The sequence below is a fragment of the Mycetocola zhujimingii genome, from assembly GCF_003065425.1.
In the GTDB taxonomy this organism is placed as follows: domain Bacteria; phylum Actinomycetota; class Actinomycetes; order Actinomycetales; family Microbacteriaceae; genus Mycetocola_A; species Mycetocola_A zhujimingii.
The window spans coordinates 1,088,166-1,106,462 of record NZ_CP026949.1; the positions used below are offsets into that span (position 1 = coordinate 1,088,166).

Below are 18,297 nucleotides of genomic sequence, written 5' to 3' on the forward strand. Positions count from 1 at the left end.
CCCGTTAGGAATATAGACAAATGGCAAGAGTAAAAAGGGCGGTAAACGCTCACAAGAAGCGTCGGAAGATCCTCGAGCGGGCTGAGGGTTACCGCGGTCAGCGTTCGCGCCTGTACCGGAAGGCCAAGGAGCAGGTCACCCACTCCATGGTTTACGCGTACCGTGACCGCCGCCAGAAGAAGGGTGACTTCCGTCGCCTCTGGATCCAGCGGATCAACGCGGCATCGCGTGCCAACGGCCTCACGTACAACCGCCTCATCCAGGGCCTCGGCCTTGCTGGTATCGAGGTTGACCGTCGCATCCTCGCTGAGCTCGCTGTCAACGAGCCCGCCACGTTCGCGGCCCTCGTCGAGAGCGCGAAGAAGGCCCTCCCGGCCGACACTTCGGCTCCGAAGGTTGACGCAGCAGCGTAAGCAGCTTTCTTCTTTCAACGGGCATCCCGCTTCGGCGGGGTGCCCGTTGTTTCGTTGTGCGCGAGCCTCCCCACCCTCGACGTGCCTGTCCCTAGACTGGGGGAGTGCTTGATAACCCACGTTCCCCGCGCGTCAGAGCGGTAGCAAAACTTGCCAAACGACCGGCCCGTCTCGAGACCGGCCTCTTCCTTCTCGAGGGCCCGCAGGCGGTCTCAGAGGCGCTGACCTTCCGCCCCGGGCTGATCGTCGAGCTCTACGCAACACCCACAGCTCTTGAGCGGTACCCCGACATCGCAGCCATGGCTGACGAGCAGACCGATTTCGACGTCGAGTTCGTCTCCGAGGAAGTCCTCGGTGTGATGAGCGACACAGTGACTCCGCAGGGCTTCATCGCCGTCGCGCACCAGTTCCCGACCTCGATGAAGGACATCTTCAATGGCGAGCCCAAGCTCATTGCCATCCTCGAAGAGGTCCGCGACCCCGGCAACCTGGGAACCATCATCCGTGCCGCTGACTCTGCAGGTGCGGATGCCGTCATCCTCACCGGACGCAGCGTCGATCTGTACAACCCCAAGGTCGTCCGCTCGACGACCGGGTCTCTGTTCCACGTGCCGATCGCCGTCGGCGCCGAGCTCCCGAACGTCATCGAGCGGGCGCACAAGGCTGGCCTCCGTGTACTCGCCGCCGATGTCAAGGGAACGAGCCTGCTCGACGCCCGCGTCTCCGGTGAACTGGTGCAGCCGACCGCGTGGCTGTTCGGAAACGAAGCGCACGGTCTGACCGACGAACAGCTTCCGCTCGCGGATGCCGCGATCACGGTTCCTATTTACGGCCACGCCGAGTCGATGAACCTCGCAACCGCCGCGTCAGTGTGCCTCTACGAGTCCGCGTTCGCGCAGCGAAGCGCCGTCTGACCCACCCCACCAGAGGCATCCGATTCTGTTCGTAATCTTGGTTACGAATCAGTAACGGATGCCTCTCGTCATACGGGCGAAACACCGGGTCCCTTAGTTTGGACGAATGGAACCAACGCTGATACCGAACACGACGAGCATGCCCATCGCGAAACTTGGTGAGCCCCTGGTGGTCGTCGACTCGGTCAACAAACACTACGGCGACCTCCATGTGCTCAAGGACATCAACACCACGGTGACCCGCGGCGAGGTCGTCGTTGTTATCGGGCCAAGCGGTTCGGGCAAGTCCACACTGTGCCGGGCGATCAACCGACTCGAGACCATCGACTCAGGCACCATCACCATCGACGGCAAGAAGCTCCCGGAAGAAGGAGCAGATCTCGCCCGTCTCCGTGCCGATGTCGGCATGGTCTTCCAGTCCTTCAACCTGTTCGCGCACAAGACAGTGCTCGAGAACATCACGCTCGCACCGATCAAGGTGAAGAAGATGTCGAAGAAGGATGCCACTGACCGCGCGATGACGCTGCTTGAGCGCGTCGGGGTGGCCAACCAGGCGCACAAGATGCCTGCACAGCTCTCCGGTGGTCAGCAGCAGCGTGTTGCGATTGCCCGCTCACTGGCGATGAGCCCCAAGCTCATCCTCATGGACGAGCCGACGAGTGCGCTCGACCCCGAAATGATCAATGAAGTTCTCGACGTTATGGTCGGCCTCGCCAAAGAGGGAATGACCATGATCGTCGTTACCCACGAGATGGGATTCGCCCGCAAGGCCGCCGACAGGGTGCTCTTTATGGCGGAAGGCGAGATCGTCGAGGAGGCCACTCCCGAAATGTTCTTCAGCCACCCGAAGTCTGAACGGGCACAGGACTTCCTGTCCAAGATTCTCGACCACTGACCGCCTCGCGCCCCTGAGCGCGCGGCTCTTCCTCCTTGGCCGCTTCGGCAGCCGGGAAAACACAGCACATCACAAGGAATGAGAACGAGATGAAGCGCAAAAAGCTATCACTGATCGCCCTCGGCGGAGCGGCGTTGCTCACGCTTTCCGCCTGCGCGGGAGGCGGCGGAGACACCGCAGCCCCCGAGCCGGAAGCGGCCCCGACATTTGAAGCGGGCACGACGATGGCCGAGCTCGCCGAAGACGGCAAGATCACCATCGGCACGAAGTTCGACCAGCCGCTGTTCGGCCTCGTCGGCCCGAGCGGCGAGCCTGTCGGATTCGACGTCGAGGTCGGCAAGATCATCGCCGCGAAGCTCGGCATCGCCGAAGACGACATCGAGTGGAAGGAAACGGTCTCCGCGAACCGCGAGCCGTACATCCAGAACGGTGAAGTCGACCTCGTCATCGCCACGTACACGATCAACGACAAGCGCAAGGAAGTCATCGACTTCGCCGGACCGTACTACATGGCCGGGCAGTCGATCCTGACGCTGGCCGACAACAAGGACATCAAGAGCGAAGAGGACCTCGTCGGTCAGCCGGTCTGCTCGGTGACCGGTTCGACGCCGGCGGCGAAGCTCGCTGAAATCGGCGCAACCCCGGTTCTCACCGACACGTACTCCAACTGCCTCGAGCCGCTGCGCTCGGGCCAGGTCGTCGCCGTGTCGACTGACAACGTGATCCTCGCCGGTCTCGCTGCTCAGAACGAGGGCGAGTTCAAGGTCGTCGGAAAGCCGTTCACCGACGAGCCTTACGGCATCGGTCTTGCCAAGGACGACATTGAGTTCCGCGACTGGATCAACGATGTCCTCGAGGAAGCCTACGAAGACGGTTCGTACGAGGAAGCCTGGGACAGCACCGCTGGAACGGTCCTCGAGTACGTCGAGCCTCCTGCGGTAGACCGCTACTAGAAGTTCCACACACGAACGGGGCGGGGCAGGTCCCCGCCCCGTTCGTGAGCGCCACACAACAGAAACGGAAGAGGCCACATGGACGTCATCATCGACAACCTGCCTCGGTACCTCTCAGGCTTCGGCATGACGCTGCAACTCCTCGTTGTCGCTGCGATCGCCGCCCTGATCCTCGGGACCATCATCGCGACCATGCGGATCTCACCGGTCCCCTCACTACGGGGCTTCGGCGCCGTGTACACCGAGTTGATCCGGAACACTCCGCTCACACTCGTCCTCTTCTTTTGCGCGTTCATCCTGCCGTACCTCGGTGTCCGGCTTGATTACGCGACCTTCGCCATGATCGGCTTGAGCGTCTATACCTCGCCCTTCGTGGCCGAAGCCCTGCGCTCCGGAATCAACGGCGTTCCGATCGGCCAGGCAGAAGCGGCTCGGAGCCTGGGCCTCGGGTTCAGCCAGACCGTCGGCTACGTCGTCTTTCCGCAGGCGTTCCGGATGGTCATCCCGCCGCTGATCAACGTCATCATCGCGCTGACCAAGAACACCTCGGTCGCCGGCGGCTTTTTCGTGGCCGAGCTCTTCACCATCGGTAAGGAGCTCGCGAACGACAACGGAAACGCCGTCATCGCGGTTCTCCTCGGCGTCGCTACGTTCTACCTGCTCATAACCATTCCGCTGGGGATCTTTGCCGGGCGGCTCGAGAAGAAGTGGGTGGTTGCGCGATGAGCGGTTCCGTTCTGTTCGACGCTCCCGGTCCGAAGGCCAGGCGTCTCTCGCTGATCGTCTCCATCGTCGTCGGCATCCTCATTCTCGCCGGCCTGTACTGGATCTATTCGATTCTCGCGGCCCCTCGCCCCAGCTCCGGCGGAGTCGTGCTTCCGGGGATGTTTGATCCGAGCCGCTGGGACATCTTCAGCGATCCCGAGGTCTGGACGTTCATCGGTACCGGCGTGCTCAACACGCTGCGCGCCGCGGGAGCAGCAGCGGTCCTCGCGCTCGTTCTCGGCGTGATCTTTGCTCTGCTCCGCACGGCAAAGACGGCCTGGATCCGGGTTCCCACCACTGTTGTCCTCGAGTTCGTTCGAGGCATGCCCGTTCTGTTGATGATGCTCTTCATCCTGCTCGGCTTCTCCAGCGGGGCCTACCTCGCTGTTGTGCTCGCTCTCGGCCTCTACAACGGTGCCATCATCGGTGAGGCGCTTCGGGCCGGGCTCGCCTCTCTTCCGCGTGGCCAGCGTGAGGCCGGGTTGAGCCTGGGGATGCGCGAGCTTCAGACCCGGATGCTCATCGAGTTCCCGCAGGCATTCCGCCAGATGCTGCCGGTGATCGTCGCCCAGCTGGTTGTGCTGCTGAAGGACACGTCGCTCGGGTTCATCGTCGGCTATCCGGAACTTCTCCGAGCGACGATGAACAACCTCGCGAGCTTCTACGGCAACCGCTACCTGTTCTCCCTCTTCGCCGTGACATTCGTGATCTACCTGATCATGAACCTCTCACTCTCGTGGGTCGCCCGCTGGCTCTCGAAGCACACTGACTCGGCGAGCCGTGGGGGCCGGGGACGCAAGGGCGGAAAGCCCGTCGATGTGGATCCGGCAATCGTGATCGCCCGGGCGTCGGCTTCGGCGCGGCAGCAAGGTGAGGGCGGCGGCGTGTAGTTCCGGCACTCGGTAGACTTGTGGACCGTGTCCGACTCGCAAGTAATAACCGAATCCGCCGTGAACGCGGCAGTCGAATCAGCCCTCGCCGCAATTGCCGCCGCAGCCGATTCCGCAGCCCTCAAGCACGTACGTACCGAGCACACCGGAGAGTCCTCGCCACTGGCGAAGCTCAACGGCGAGCTGCGCAACGTGGCTCCCGACCAGAAGGCCCCGCTCGGCAAGCTCGTCGGTCAGGCCCGCGGTCGCGTGAACGCGGCGTTTGCCGCTCGCGAGCAGGAGATCGTCGAAGCCGAGAACGCGGCTCAGCTGGCCGCAGAGGCCGTTGACGTCACGGCGCTGGCCAGCCGCTACACCGCTGGCGCACGGCATCCGCTCACCCTCCTCCAGGACCGCGTGAGCGAGATCTTCACCGGCATGGGCTGGGAGATCGCCGAAGGCCCGGAGGTCGAGAGCGAGTGGTTCAACTTCGACGCGCTCAACTTCGACGCCGACCACCCCGCGCGCGCGATGCAGGACACCTTCTTCATCGACCCGCCCGAGTCGCACCTCGTGCTGCGTACGCACACCTCACCGGTCCAGGTGCGGTCGCTGCTCAGCCGCGAGCTGCCCGTCTACGTGCTCGCGCCCGGTCGCGTCTACCGCACCGACGAGTTCGATGCCACCCACCTGCCCGTGTTCATGCAGTTCGAGGGCCTCGCCGTCGACAAGGGCCTGACCATGGCGCACCTCAAGGGCACGCTCGACCACTTCGTGAAGTCGATCTTCGGCGATGAGGCGAAGATCCGCCTGCGCCCGAGCTACTTCCCGTTCACCGAGCCGAGCGCCGAACTCGACTTCTGGCACCCGACGTTCAAGCACGGCCCGCGCTGGATCGAGTGGGGTGGCTGCGGCATGATCAACCCGAACGTGCTCCGCGCGGCCGGCATCGACCCGGACGAGTATTCAGGTTTCGCCTTCGGCATGGGAGTCGAGCGTGGCCTGATGCTGCGCAACGACGTCCAGGACATGCGGGAGATGGTTGAGGGCGATATTCGCTTCTCACAGCAGTTTGGAATGGTGGTTTAGCATGCGGGTGCCCCTCAGTTGGCTCGCTGAATACGTCGATCTCGCACCGGGATCAACGACCGAAGACGTCCACGCTGCACTCGTGAAGGTCGGCCTCGAAGAGGAAGACGTTCACACATTCGACGTGACCGGACCCGTCGTCGTCGGCGAGGTCCTCGAGTTCGTCGAGGAGCCGCAGAAAAACGGCAAGATCATTCGCTGGTGCCAGGTGCGCGTTGCCCCAGAGGGCCAGCTCGCCGCCGACGGCGGACCGGACGTGCACGGCATCGTCTGCGGCGCAGGGAACTTCTTCGTCGGTGACAAGGTCGTCGTGACCCTGCCCGGTGCGGTTCTCCCCGGCCCGTTCCCGATCACGCCCCGCAAGACCTATGGCCACGTCTCCGACGGCATGATCGCCTCGACGCGTGAGCTCGGTCTCGGCGACGAGCACGACGGCATCCTGCGCCTGTCGACGCTCGGCGTTGACGCTGAGCCAGGGACGGATGCCATCGCGCTGCTCGGTCTGGACGACGCAGCAGTCGAGATCAACGTCACACCCGACCGCGGCTACGCATTCTCGATTCGCGGCGTTGCCCGCGAATACGCCCACGCCACCGGTGCCGCATTCCGTGACCCCGCGCTGCGCGAGGACTTCCAGCCGACCGGAACCGACGGCTTCCCCGTCACGATCGCCGACGACGCTCCGATTCACGGCAAGCCCGGTGTGCGCGTCTTCGCGACCCGCATTGTCCGGAACGTGGATGCCTCACGTCCGACGCCGCCGTGGATGGTCTCGCGACTGCGGCTTGCGGGCATCCGTTCGATTTCGCTCCTCGTCGACATCACCAACTACGTGATGCTCGAGCTCGGCCAGCCGATTCACGGTTACGACCTCGACGCGCTCACCGACGGCATCACCGTGCGGCGCGCGCAGCCGGGGGAGAAGCTCGTGACCCTCGACGGCCAGGAGCGCACGCTCAACCCCGAGGACCTCCTCATCACCGACGGTTCGGGGCCGATCGGCCTCGCCGGCGTCATGGGTGGCGCGACCACCGAGATGGGTGAGAGCACCCGCAATGTACTCATCGAGGCCGCGAACTTCGACCCGGTGTCGATCGCGCGCACGGCACGTCGGCACAAGCTGCCGAGCGAAGCGTCCAAGCGCTTCGAGCGCGGTGTGGACCCCGCGATCGCTGTTGCGGCGGCGTCGCGCGTTTCTGAACTGATGGTCGAACTGGCCGGGGGAGAGGCCGACGCGACAGGTTCGATCGTCGGTGAAGCGGCATCCGCAACACCGATCCTGCTGCCTGACGGTTACATCTCGGGCCTCATCGGCATTGAGTACACCGCCGACGAGATCCGCGACTCGCTCGTCGAAATCGGAGCGACTGTCGAAGACGCCGACGGCGGCCTTCGAGTGACAGCGCCGACCTGGCGCCCTGACATCACCGACAAGAGCGACCTCGCCGAAGAAGTGGCGCGCATCGTCGGTTACGACCGGATTCCCTCGGTGTTGCCCGTTGCTCCTCCCGGCCGCGGTCTCACCCGTTCGCAGCGTGTTCGACGCAACGTCGCCGACGTGCTCGCGGCCGCCGGTTCGACGGAGATCCTCGCGTTCCCGTTCCTCAGCGCCGCTGACAACGACAAGTTCGGTTCGCCCGTCGAGGGCACGGTTCCGGCGATCAAGGTCGCGAACGCACTCGATGCGAGCGCTCCGTACCTGCGTACGAGCCTGCTGCCTGGCCTGATCTCGGCGGCGAAGCGCAACCTGTCGCGTGGGCTGACCGACGTGTCGATCTTCGAACTCGGACTGGTCTTCACCCCTGAGCCCGGTGTGCAGTACGGCCAGGCCGAACTGCCGTCAGGTGTCGCACGTCCCACGGACGAGCAGCTCGCCGAGCTCAACGCCGGTATCCCGCCGCAGCCGCGCCACGTCGCTGTGCTCATCGTCGGAAACGTCGTCGCCAAGCAGCCGGGACTCGCCGCAGTTCCGTCCGGAATCGCGGATGCCCTCGCCGCCGTTGCGCAGATCGGTCTCGCGACCGGTGCGGCGATCGACGTCGTTCAGGGCAGCCACAAGTCGCTTCACCCGGGCCGCACCGCTGAACTTCGTGTTGGTGACCGCGTTGTCGGGTACGCGGGGGAGTTGCTTCCGCAGCTCGCCCTCGACTCCGACCTGCCGCGGGTTGTCGCCGTCGCCGAGCTGGATCTCGACGCGATCCTCGAATCGACGGATGCCGACATCGCCGCTGGTGTGATTGGCACGCTTCCCGCAGCGACCCAGGACCTCTCACTCGTTGTGCCACGCTCGGTGCCCGCTGGCGACGTGCTCGCCGCGGTTCGTGAGGGCGCAGGCGAACTGCTGGAAGACATCCGCCTTGTTGACGACTACCGCGGACAGGGTGTCGCCGACGATGCGAAGAGCCTCACCTTCGCGCTGCGGTTCCGGGCCCCGGACCGCACGCTGACCGCTGCTGAGGCGTCGGAGGCCAAGCTTGCCGGTTCGGCGCTGGCCACCGAGCGTTTCGGAGCCGTGCTGCGCGAGTAAATAGTCCGAGCTTCACCGAGAACACCCGTTTCACCGAGAACACCCGTTCCGGTCGACATCACCCGGCATGCCGGATGTTCTCGACCGGAACGGGTGTTTTCGCGTGCGGGGCGAAGCGCTATCTGACTTTCTTTATCGGGAATATCACGAGAGCGCCAATGATCGCGGCGACAGCACAGACGGTGAACCACAACCCGTAGTTGCTGCCGGTTGGATCACCGACGTAGACGAGGATGCCGCCAATCAGCGGGGCAATCGTCTGGGGAAGCGCGTTGGCGATGTTGAACACACCGAGGTCCTTCCCTGAGTCATCAGGGTTGGGCAGGACGTCAACAACCAGTGCGAGGTCGACGCCAACGTACATGCCGTACGCGACTCCCAGAATGGCCTCGAGAATGAAGAACGTACCCACGTCATCGACGAAAATCAGGGCGAACGTGCCGATGGCGAAGAGCGCGGTAGAACTCCAGACGAACACCTTGCGTCTGCCGATTTTGTCGGAGAGCCAGCCGGCGAAATAGCTCACAGCGACGAGCGCGACGGTGTAGATGAGCACACTGGTCGAGATCACGGCGGGGACATCTTCTTCCTCAACCCCGATGTGGTTGAGCAGGTAGAAGAACCGGAAGGTGGTGAAGCCGAAGCTCGCGAAGGTGATGAGGAATCGTGACCACCACGCCAGGCCGTAGTCGGGATACTTCGCCGGGCTGACCCAGAACGTCTCCGCCCAGTCGCGCAACGACGCGCGCGGTGGGTGAACCGGAAGCACCTTGTCTGGCAGGACGAAAGCGAAGATGACCATCACGATGATCGCCAGAACGGACGGGCCCACAAACATGATGACCAGCTGGTCGGCGAACCACTCGGCGACGTAGGTGCCACCCAGGATGCCGACGTTTTGGGCGATGCCGATCGCGGCCGCGATCTTGCCTCGCTGGAACTTCGGCACCTGGTCGGCAATTGTCGCGATGAACGGCGCGAGCGTCATGTTGGCGCCCAGCTGGGCGATCGACCAGCCCACAGTCGCGATGAGCAGGCTCGGCGCCAGTGCCATGATGACGAAGGCGAGGGTCATGATGACGGTGCCGGTGACGACCCAGATGCGGCGGCGCCCCAGCTTGCTCGTTGTGCGGTCCGACAGGCGCCCGAAGATCACGTTGGCCACCGTGGCAAAGAGTGCGCCGAAGCCGCCGAGTACGGCTGCCGCTCCGGTTGCACCGTTCTCGGGGATCGCGCCCGCCGCCACGAGCGACTGGATTTTGATTCCGATTCCGACGATCGCCGGGCCGAGAAGTGCGATGAAGAAAAACAGCTGCGCGAGGAGCAGCCAGACTACGTAACTTTTCTTGGCTGGCTCCGTCGGTTCAGGGATCCAGTGGTGCTCCCGTACGACCGTCGTTGCCGTCGTCATGCCCGATGGCATCCCCGCTGCGGACCCGCTCGATGTTGACATACCTGCCCCCTTTGGCCGGTTGGGTGAGGACCGGTCGCTGGAGGACTCGGATCCTTGTCTGTGGAAATGTAGACCTATAGAGTTGCGACTCGCAAGCACGATCTCCGTGCCGATCCGAACCGGCAGCGTTGCCGGTTCGGCCGACGGAAGGGCTCTTTCATGGACGACCTCTCTGACCTCACCCTCGAGGAGAAGGCATCGCTCACCAGCGGAGCAGACTTCTGGAGAACAAAGGCAGTTGATCGAGCTGGCGTCCCTTCGGTCATGCTCACCGACGGCCCGCACGGTCTCCGCAAACAGGCCGGTGACACCGATCACCTGGGTTTGGCCGCGAGCGTACCGGCGACCTGCTTTCCGCCGGCGGTGGGGTTGGGCGCATCCTGGGACGTCGACGCGGCCGAGCGCGTCGGGGAGGCTCTCGGTGTGGAGTCGGCCATTGAGGACGTCGCGGTTCTTCTCGGCCCCGGCATCAACATCAAACGCTCCCCGTTGTGCGGCCGCAACTTTGAGTATTTTTCGGAAGATCCGATAGTTTCCGGCGTGATGGCATCCGCTCTCGTTCGTGGAATCCAGTCGCAGGGTGTCGGTGCTTCGCTCAAACACTTCGCCGCGAATAACCAGGAGACGGATCGGCTTCGTGTGTCGAGTGACGTCGACCCTCGCCCGTTGCGCGAGATTTACCTGCGTGGTTTCGAGCGGGTGGTGCGCGAGGCGCAGCCGTGGACAGTCATGTGCTCGTACAACAGGATCAACGGCGTCTACACCTCGGAAGATCCCTGGCTGCTGACGACTGTGTTGCGTGACGAATGGGGCTTCGAGGGGCTCGTTGTGTCTGACTGGGGCGCCGTGAACAACAGGGTCGCGGGCGTCGCGGCGGGTCTGGACCTCGAAATGCCGTCGAGTGGCGGTCGAACCGACGCGCAGGTGGTCGATGCGGTGCGGAACGGCTCGCTCACCGAGGATGCACTCGATCGGGTTGCCCGTCGGGTCGTGAATCTGGTGCGCAAGGCGCAGGCGCGTCCGGTCGCGTCCGGTCCGCTGGACGTCGACGCCCACCACGCCCTCGCTCGTGAGGTTGCTGGCAGGTGCCTGGTGCTGCTGAAGAATGACGATGAGCTGCTGCCGCTGGCGCGCGACGCCAGGATCGCGGTGATCGGTGAGTTCGCGCGGACGCCCCGGTATCAGGGCGCAGGATCATCGCAGATCAACCCGACCCGTCTCGACAACGCGCTGGATGCGATCCGCGCCGAAGCGTCCGCCGACGTGGCGTTCGCTCCCGGTTTCACGCTCGACGGCAGTGGGGACACCGACTCGCTTCGAACGGATGCCGTTGCGGCGGCATCCGTTTGCGACGTCGCCGTCGTCTTCCTCGGGGTTCCGGCCGACGAAGAGTCAGAAGGGTTCGACCGCAAGCACATGGACCTCCCCGCCGATCAGCTGCGCCTCATCGACGCTGTCGCGGCGGCTAACCGAAACACCGTCGTCGTGCTGTCCAACGGCGGAGCGGTCACGCTGCCGTTCGCCGGTTCAGTGGCCGCGATTCTGGAGGGATGGCTGCTGGGCCAGGCCGGTGGATCTGCGACGGCCGACGTCTTATTCGGCACCGTCAATCCCTCCGGCAAACTCACCGAGACGATCCCGCTGCGGCTGGAAGACACCCCCTCCTTCGGTAACTTTCCCGGTGAGCACGGACACGTACGCTACGGCGAGGGCATCCTCGTGGGGTATCGCTGGTACGACGAGGCACGAGCAGATGTGGCGTTCCCCTTCGGTCACGGTCTGTCGTACACGCGCTTCGAGTACGGCGACGTGTCCGCGACCGTGGGCGCCGACGGCAACATCGTGGTCGCTGTGCCGGTGACGAACACCGGGTCGGTGGCCGGTCGTGAGGTCGTTCAGGTCTACACCTCGCTGCCCTCGTCGACGGTCCAGCGGCCGCCCCGCGAGCTGAAGGGCTTTGCTGTGGTGTCCGTTGAGCCGGGGGAGACGGCCGAGGCCGTTGTCGTGGTTCGTCGCGACGAGCTGGCCTACTGGGACGTCCGAATCGACCGCTGGGTTGTCGAGCGCGGTTCGTACAGTATCGAGGTCGGCGCCTCGAGCCGCGATATCCGCACAACTACCGCGCTCGAGCTCGACGGCGACGACGTCGTACTCCCGCTCTCGCTCGAGTCGTCGTTCGAGGAGGTCCTGGCACACTCCGTGGCTGGCCCCATGCTGACGGAAGCGCTTGAGTCTCGTCCGGGAGGGGTCCCGCCCGAGCTGGTCCAGCTGCTGGGGAATTTCCCCGTTGGACGACTCGACGGTTTTCCGCTGCCTCGCCGGGACATGGAGGTCATCATCGACGACGCGTCGTCACGAAAACGGCACCGCGGTTAAGAGTCTGTTTCGGTCTGATTTCCTGGCCAGTTTCGGCCGATTCGCGCCGATAGGTTTGCAGCGCTCCTTGTTGGACTGAAGTTATACGTCGAGTGAACGAAGCGGCGAGGAGGCATCCCCGTCCCATTCACACAGGAGCAGCTTGCCCAGATCAGCGCGCCCGTGGAGAAGTGTGGCAATAGCCACAGCTCTCTGCCTTGCAGCAACCCCCGTACTCAGTTCCCCACCCGCCTCCGCCGTCACAGCGACATCTCCGGTCATCGCCCACGGCGATGACTGGTCCGTAACTACGGTTCCCGGTGGCTATCGAGTCGATAAAACTCTGTCAGTACCCCTCGAGATCCGGGCGGATGCCGCCACCCTGTGGGCTGACGGAATCGAACTCGGCATCGCGACCGAGTCGCTCGACGGCCTTACGCTCACCGTCACGACGTCGGACCCGATGGTGACCACCGCCTCTGATATCAGCCAGGGCTGGAGCGGGGCTGGCGACCCGACCGTCGACATCCCCGAGAAGCGCTCACGGCTGCGCGCGGTGGAACCGCCGGCCCGCGACGTTGCTGTCCTCGCTGATGACCCCGCGGCCGTCGGCCCGTATGCCGTCGCACGCTACGACTACGACCTCGGCGACGAGGCGGTCGAGATCCGGGACTTTGGCCGGAAGGGCGAGATGCGTGCGGCTGTGTTCATGCCGACCGGTGCAACGGGCGAGCGCCCGGTTGTTGTGTTCCTCCACGGGCGCCACACCTCCTGTGCAGGCGGTGCCCGCAACCCCCTCGCGTGGCCGTGTAACCCCGATCAGGTCGATGTTGAAAGCTATCTGGGATACAACGACGCGGCAACCATCCTCGCCAGCCAGGGTTACGCAGTTATCTCGATTTCGGCGAACGCCATCAACGCCCTCGACGGCTCCCTCGCGGATGACACCGGTGCGGCAGCCCGCGGACAGCTGGTTCTCGACCACCTCTCACTCCTGCGCCAAGCGAATGCCGGCACAGCCGTGGGTCTCAATGGGGCGCTTACCGGTCAGCTCGACCTCGACAATGTTGGCCTGATGGGCCACTCCCGCGGCGGTGAGGGCGTGATGCGGGCAGCTGTGCTCAACGCAGAACTCGAGCAGCCGTTCGGCATCACCGGTGTGCTGCCCCTCGCCCCAACCGACTACACCCGGATTACCGTTCCTGGCATCCCGACCGCCACGATCCTCCCTTACTGTGACGGCGACGTCGAAGACCAGATGGGCCAGAAATACATCGACGATTCCCGCCATGCATATGGCGATGACGTGCTCCGTTCGTCTGTTCTCGTGATGGGAACGAATCACAACTACTTCAACACGGCATGGACCCCGGGTAAGTACCCCGTCGCGACGAGCGACGACTGGGCGATCATGGACAGGAACCAAACCGACCCGACCTGTGGCGCGAGCGCTCCGACCCGGTTGAACGCCGACGAGCAGTACGCATTCGGCAACTCGTACATCGCCGCGTTCTTTCGCCTGACCGGCGGCGGCGACGAGCAGTTCCTCCCGATGTTCGACGGTAGCGACGCGAAGCCGCTGTCGGCCGGCCGTGCCGATGTTCGGGTGAGCGCAACGCTTCCCTCGTCGTCGCGTTTCGACATCAACAACTTCACTGCTCCCGACACAACTGTGCGGGTGACGGGTGCGGGCACATATGCCGTCTGCGAGAGCCTCAGCCCGGTGGATGTTCCTGGCGTGCTTCCGTACTGCATCACCAGGCTTGAGTTCGCGCAGGCGCCGGACTGGAGTACCACCGGTTCGAACGGCAAGGCCAACTCGGTTCCATCCACGACGGCGATGCACTTCTCGTACACAGAACCGGTTCGAGGGTCGGATGCCGCTGGCGAGCTTCGCGTGCGGGTGCCCGGTGGCTCCGTTGATGCTTCCGCATACGAAAACCTGTCGTTCCGGGTGAGTCCGGATGACACGGTGAGTGGTTCAACGGATGTGACAGTCACTCTTCTCGATGGTTCGGGCGGTGCCGCGTCGGTGACGGCATCCGAATACGGAGACGCACTTACCGTGCTTCCCGGTTCGGCAAATCCTCTCCGCAAGGCACTTCTGCAGCAAATCGCGGTTCCGGTCACGGCATTCGACGGGGTCGATCTCTCTGATGTTCGGGAAGTTCGCTTCACCGGTGCGCGGGCCGACGGGGGAGTTCTGCTCTCTGACCTCGCCTTCCTGACCGCGTCCGATGTAGGCAACGTTGAACTCTCGACCCGTCCGGTCGCATCAGTGCCTGAGGTGACCGTCGATGAAGGAAACGGCATCGGATCGGTGAGCGTGCCGGTCGTGTTGTCGAAGCCTGCCGAGACCGCGTCGACGATGTACTTCACGGCACTGGGCTCGGGCGTCGGGCGCGTGGGTACAGCGATGCAGAAAGTGGAGTTTTCGCCCGGCGAGATCTGTAAGGCTGTCACGATCACCATCGAGGGCGACAGCGCGGCGAGCACCGCAGCCAGCGCGTCGTACGTCACCAACGTGTCGAATACGCAGGGCGGTGCGACAATCGGCGATGCTTTCGGAGCCATTGTCCTGCGTGAAGACGACGGAGTCACTGATCGCAGCGGGGCTCCCGCGGCGTCTCTGCCAGAGGTGGGTGCGCAGGGTGATGCCTGTGAAGAGGCTCTCGCTGAGCTCGGGACTCTCGAGGTTTCGCCCGCTGCTGCTCTCGCTGGCAGCACAGTCACGGTAACCGGAGACGGCTTCCGTGCGGGGGAGACAGTGGACCTGGTGTTCCACTCGGAGCCAGTGACAGTCGGCTCGGTCGTGAGCCCTGACGGTTCAGTGTCGTTCGAGGTAGCGATTCCAGCGGATGCAGAGGTCGGCGCCCACGAGTTCGTAGCCACCGGATTCGGCTCGGGTTATTCGCAGGCGGCTGCCTTCGCAGTTCTCGATCCTGCCGCGGCAATTCCGCCGAGCGGGGAAGAGCCAGCAGCCGGCGAACCTGGCGCGGCGATTCCTGTCGTGGACGCTCCCGCGGTCGCACAACCGACCGACGAGCCGGGAACCTCTGCAGGCACCGACGAGGACCTGGCGCACACCGGCGTGTCGGTTCTGGGCTGGGTGGCTGTCGCCGTTGTGCTCCTCGGCCTCGGCGCAGCCCTGATGGTTCGCCGCCGCAGGCTCGCCGAATAGCGGCACGATGAACGCCGGTGCGCCCCAGTGGTGCGCACCGGCGTTCTTTCGTGCTCGGTGCGAAACCGGAACACTTCAACCCCTGCATCCGATGGACGAATTCAGCGAGGATGAAGGCATGACCGATCGCAGCACCGCGAAGCGCATCAGCACGTACACAAGGGGTGACCTCACCTTTGACGTGGCCGACAGCGGGCCGCTGGACGGGCCGACCGTCGTGCTGTTGCACGGGTTCCCGGCCAACCGCCACTCTTTTGACGGCGTCGTGCCGATCCTGAACGCGGCTGGCCTCCGCACGCTGGCCCCGGACCAACGCGGTTATTCGGACCGCGCTCGGCCGCGCCGACGGCGGGATTACCGCGCCGCGGAGCTCCAGCGCGATGTGCTCGCGCTGCTGGACGCCGCTGGAGTCGAGCGGGTCCATCTGGTTGGGCACGACTGGGGTGGTGCACTCGCGTGGCAGCTCGGAGCGGCGGCGCCGGAGCGACTCACCGGCCTCACTGTTCTGTCCACACCACATCCGGCCGCGCTGGTTCGTTCGCTTGTGACATCCGCCCAGTTGTTGCGGTCCTTCTACATTCTCGTGTTCCAACTGCCCGTTCTGCCCGAGACCCTGCTGCGCGGACGCCTCGCCGCGCTGCTGCGACGGATGGGGCTGAAGCCCTCCGCTGCGGATGACTATGGAAAGTTCATGTCCAAGCGGGGGCGGCTCACCGGCGGGCTCAACTGGTACCGGGGGATGTGGCTGCCGGATCGGGGCGCACCCCGCGCCCGGACAGTGACGGTGCCGACCACGTATGTCTGGGGCAACGGTGATCAGGCCCTGGGGCGTCGCGCTGCCGAACTCAGCCAGTCGTTCGTGCGGGCGAGGTACCAGTTCCTGGAGATAGAGGAGAATCACTGGCTGCCCGAGAATGCGCCAGGGGTCGTTGCACGCCAGATCATCGCAGACGTGGTGCCATGACCTGATGCGCCCCTCGACTTTGGTCGAGAAGCCCAACGCACCCCTAGCCTCCGGCGTGGTTCGTTCTTACGATGAAATCGTTGCCGAGGAGGTTTCCTGATGCGCACTGTCACCTATTCGATGGGGATGTCGCTCGATGGCTATGTCGTGGACCCGCACGGGGACCTCGACTGGGGCGCTCCCGATGACGACGTCTTCAGCTTCGTCACGGATGAGATCCGCGGGGTCGACGTTCATCTCCTGGGGCGAAGGCTCTACGAGACCATGGCGTACTGGGAGACCGCAGACCAGGACCCCTCGCTCGACGACGCAAACCGCACGTGGGCGGCACTATGGAAGGCCCTGCCCAAGGTGGTGTTCTCCACCACCTTGACGGAGGTGCAGGGCAATAGCCGGCTGGCCTCAAGCGGTCTGGCCGAGGAGATCGAGCAGCTGCGCGCCGAGGGCGATGGCGAGATCGCGATCGGCGGCCCGACTCTCGCCGCTGCTGCGGCTGAACTCGGGCTGATCGATGAGTATCGCGTCAGGATCTCTCCGGTGTTGCTGGGCGGCGGCATCCCGTTCTTCCCGCACAAGGAGAGGCGCGCGGATCTCGAACTCGTCGAGACGCGGACGTTCTCATCCGGAGTTATCTACGCCCGGTATCGCGTGACACGATAACCGCGGAGTAGGTCAACTCAGCGTCGCGGGAATTCGATGGCCCCGAGCTCGGCATATGGCACCGAGTGGGGCCTACGAGCATATTCGACCGGATGTGTGCTGCGCTTGCCCCATGCTGCAGTGGGCTGGCCGCGATATAACCCGTTCAGCGCCAGTCAGGAGATCTCGCCCCGGCGGATCGAACACAAATGTGTTGCTAAACCAGGGGACAGGTGTTTCACTCAACCGCATGGATGCTATTCCGACCGAACCGCGAGACGCTGCGAGCGCTCGCGAGGTGCTCGACACGATCAGCCTCGATCGACGGCGACTGGGTGCGCGCTTTACGGCTGAGACCTGGTGGACTGCTCCCGCTCAGGCACTCGCGGTCGCGGCGGTTGTTGGCGCGCCGGCTGCGGGAATGGGCGGCCCGATGAGCGTCGTGGCCGGGCTTGCCACTATGGCCCTCGTCGGTATCGAACATCAGTTTCGGAAACGGACCGGGATTTCGACCAACCGCCCGGCCGGGGCGGCGAGCCTCTCCGTGCTGGTCGTACTGTGCACTGGTTTCGTCGTTGCCGCCGCAGCATCCTTCGTGCTGGCGATGAACGGCGAGACCTCCTCGGTCATCTCAGTGGCATCGGCAACGTTCGTGGGCATGCTCCTCGGCGTGGTGATCTACGACAGGGCCTATGCTCGGGACCTGCTGCGGGTCGGTTGACCCACGCTTCGCTGGATCGCTCGTTGACGCGGATTGAGGCCCTGTGCGGTGCGCCGGCACCGAAGGTCCGACAGCGGGTCACTCGAGGGTTAGCGTGCTGGTCTCGTCCGAATCCTCGTAGCTGACATCAATGGTGACTGTCGTGCGTGTTACTTCGTCTGGCAGCTCGAACTCGTGAGTGGTCGGTGCCATATCCGCGGTGCAGACCTCGTTCGGTGACGGCGCAAACGTTACGGCGATCCGGTCCGAGCCTTCAGCGGTAAGGGCGGATGCCGCGGGCGGACAACTCGAACTGCCCCAGGTAACGATGGCAAACGTCTCACCGCGTTCGAGCCAGGTCGCGGCGATGGTGGTGTCCGTCGGGTCGACGTCGAGTCCATTCGGAAGGCCCGGTCGCACGTCCTGGGCGACGCCATTCCCTCCGCAGGCGGTCAACAGGCCGACGGCGAGGAGGGCTCCAAGGCTGACCCAGCCACCGCGCGAATTGACCACAACCCCATTATCGGCGGGGCAGGGGCACCGCATACCGATCGTTACGTCATCGAGGCCGGGCTTGGCG

General features: G+C 64.5%; 15 protein-coding genes. 13 read left to right on the plus strand and 2 right to left on the minus strand.

Annotated features, from left to right (window positions below; genetic code table 11):
• Positions 1 to 20: 20 nt before the first annotated feature.
• The 8 genes from rplT to pheT all read left to right on the plus strand — a co-directional run bounded on the left by rplT (position 21) and on the right by pheT (position 8,425).
• Positions 21 to 413 (plus strand): 50S ribosomal protein L20, encoded by a 393-nt coding sequence (gene rplT / locus C3E77_RS05080; RefSeq protein WP_108390635.1) that lies wholly within the window; start codon positions 21 to 23, stop codon positions 411 to 413.
• Positions 414 to 517: 104 nt separating this feature from the next.
• A complete protein-coding gene (locus C3E77_RS05085) occupies positions 518 to 1,327 on the plus strand; it encodes a TrmH family RNA methyltransferase (protein WP_108390636.1) in 810 nt (269 codons plus the stop codon).
• A 139-nt stretch (positions 1,328 to 1,466) separates the two neighbouring features.
• The gene (locus C3E77_RS05090) at positions 1,467 to 2,222 is read left to right on the plus strand and encodes an amino acid ABC transporter ATP-binding protein (protein ID WP_108390637.1); all 756 of its coding nucleotides are present in this window, start codon (positions 1,467 to 1,469) and stop codon (positions 2,220 to 2,222) included.
• A gap of 89 nt (positions 2,223 to 2,311) precedes the next feature.
• Positions 2,312 to 3,175 (plus strand): glutamate ABC transporter substrate-binding protein, encoded by an 864-nt coding sequence (locus C3E77_RS05095; RefSeq protein ID WP_108390638.1) that lies wholly within the window; start codon positions 2,312 to 2,314, stop codon positions 3,173 to 3,175.
• Between the two features lie 78 nt (positions 3,176 to 3,253).
• The gene (locus C3E77_RS05100) at positions 3,254 to 3,901 is read left to right on the plus strand and encodes an amino acid ABC transporter permease (RefSeq protein WP_108390639.1); all 648 of its coding nucleotides are present in this window, start codon (positions 3,254 to 3,256) and stop codon (positions 3,899 to 3,901) included.
• A complete protein-coding gene (locus C3E77_RS05105) occupies positions 3,898 to 4,830 on the plus strand; it encodes an amino acid ABC transporter permease (RefSeq protein ID WP_108390640.1) in 933 nt (310 codons plus the stop codon). Before C3E77_RS05100 ends, C3E77_RS05105 begins: the two co-directional genes overlap by 4 nt.
• A 27-nt stretch (positions 4,831 to 4,857) precedes the next feature.
• Entirely contained in the window at positions 4,858 to 5,898 is a 1,041-nt protein-coding gene (gene pheS, locus C3E77_RS05110; protein ID WP_108393084.1) for a phenylalanine--tRNA ligase subunit alpha, read from the plus strand.
• A gap of 1 nt (position 5,899) precedes the next feature.
• On the plus strand, positions 5,900 to 8,425 hold the full coding sequence (pheT, locus tag C3E77_RS05115; RefSeq protein WP_108390641.1) for a phenylalanine--tRNA ligase subunit beta: 2,526 nt from the start codon (positions 5,900 to 5,902) through the stop codon (positions 8,423 to 8,425).
• Positions 8,426 to 8,543: 118 nt separating this feature from the next.
• Here pheT and C3E77_RS05120 read toward each other — a convergent pair whose 3' ends face one another.
• Complete coding sequence (locus C3E77_RS05120) at positions 8,544 to 9,878, minus strand: MFS transporter (RefSeq protein WP_108390642.1); 1,335 nt, start codon at positions 9,876 to 9,878, stop codon at positions 8,544 to 8,546.
• A 159-nt stretch (positions 9,879 to 10,037) separates the two neighbouring features.
• Here C3E77_RS05120 and C3E77_RS05125 point away from each other — a divergent pair, with 159 nt between their 5' ends.
• The 5 genes from C3E77_RS05125 (at position 10,038) to C3E77_RS05145 (ending at position 17,738) form a co-directional block, all read left to right on the plus strand.
• On the plus strand, positions 10,038 to 12,254 hold the full coding sequence (locus tag C3E77_RS05125; protein ID WP_108390643.1) for a glycoside hydrolase family 3 C-terminal domain-containing protein: 2,217 nt from the start codon (positions 10,038 to 10,040) through the stop codon (positions 12,252 to 12,254).
• Positions 12,255 to 12,426: 172 nt separating this feature from the next.
• Positions 12,427 to 15,414: a hypothetical protein gene (locus C3E77_RS05130; RefSeq protein ID WP_108390644.1), complete on the plus strand. Its 2,988-nt coding sequence runs from the start codon at positions 12,427 to 12,429 to the stop codon at positions 15,412 to 15,414.
• 118 nt (positions 15,415 to 15,532) lie between these two features.
• Positions 15,533 to 16,378: an alpha/beta fold hydrolase gene (locus C3E77_RS05135; protein WP_108393086.1), complete on the plus strand. Its 846-nt coding sequence runs from the start codon at positions 15,533 to 15,535 to the stop codon at positions 16,376 to 16,378.
• Between the two features lie 99 nt (positions 16,379 to 16,477).
• Entirely contained in the window at positions 16,478 to 17,038 is a 561-nt protein-coding gene (locus C3E77_RS05140) for a dihydrofolate reductase family protein (RefSeq protein WP_108390645.1), read from the plus strand.
• A gap of 229 nt (positions 17,039 to 17,267) precedes the next feature.
• Entirely contained in the window at positions 17,268 to 17,738 is a 471-nt protein-coding gene (locus C3E77_RS05145) for a hypothetical protein (RefSeq protein WP_108390646.1), read from the plus strand.
• Positions 17,739 to 17,816: 78 nt separating this feature from the next.
• Here C3E77_RS05145 and C3E77_RS05150 read toward each other — a convergent pair whose 3' ends face one another.
• Positions 17,817 to 18,230, minus strand: coding sequence for a hypothetical protein (locus tag C3E77_RS05150; RefSeq protein WP_108390647.1), 414 nt, complete (start codon positions 18,228 to 18,230; stop codon positions 17,817 to 17,819).
• Positions 18,231 to 18,297: the final 67 nt, after the last annotated feature.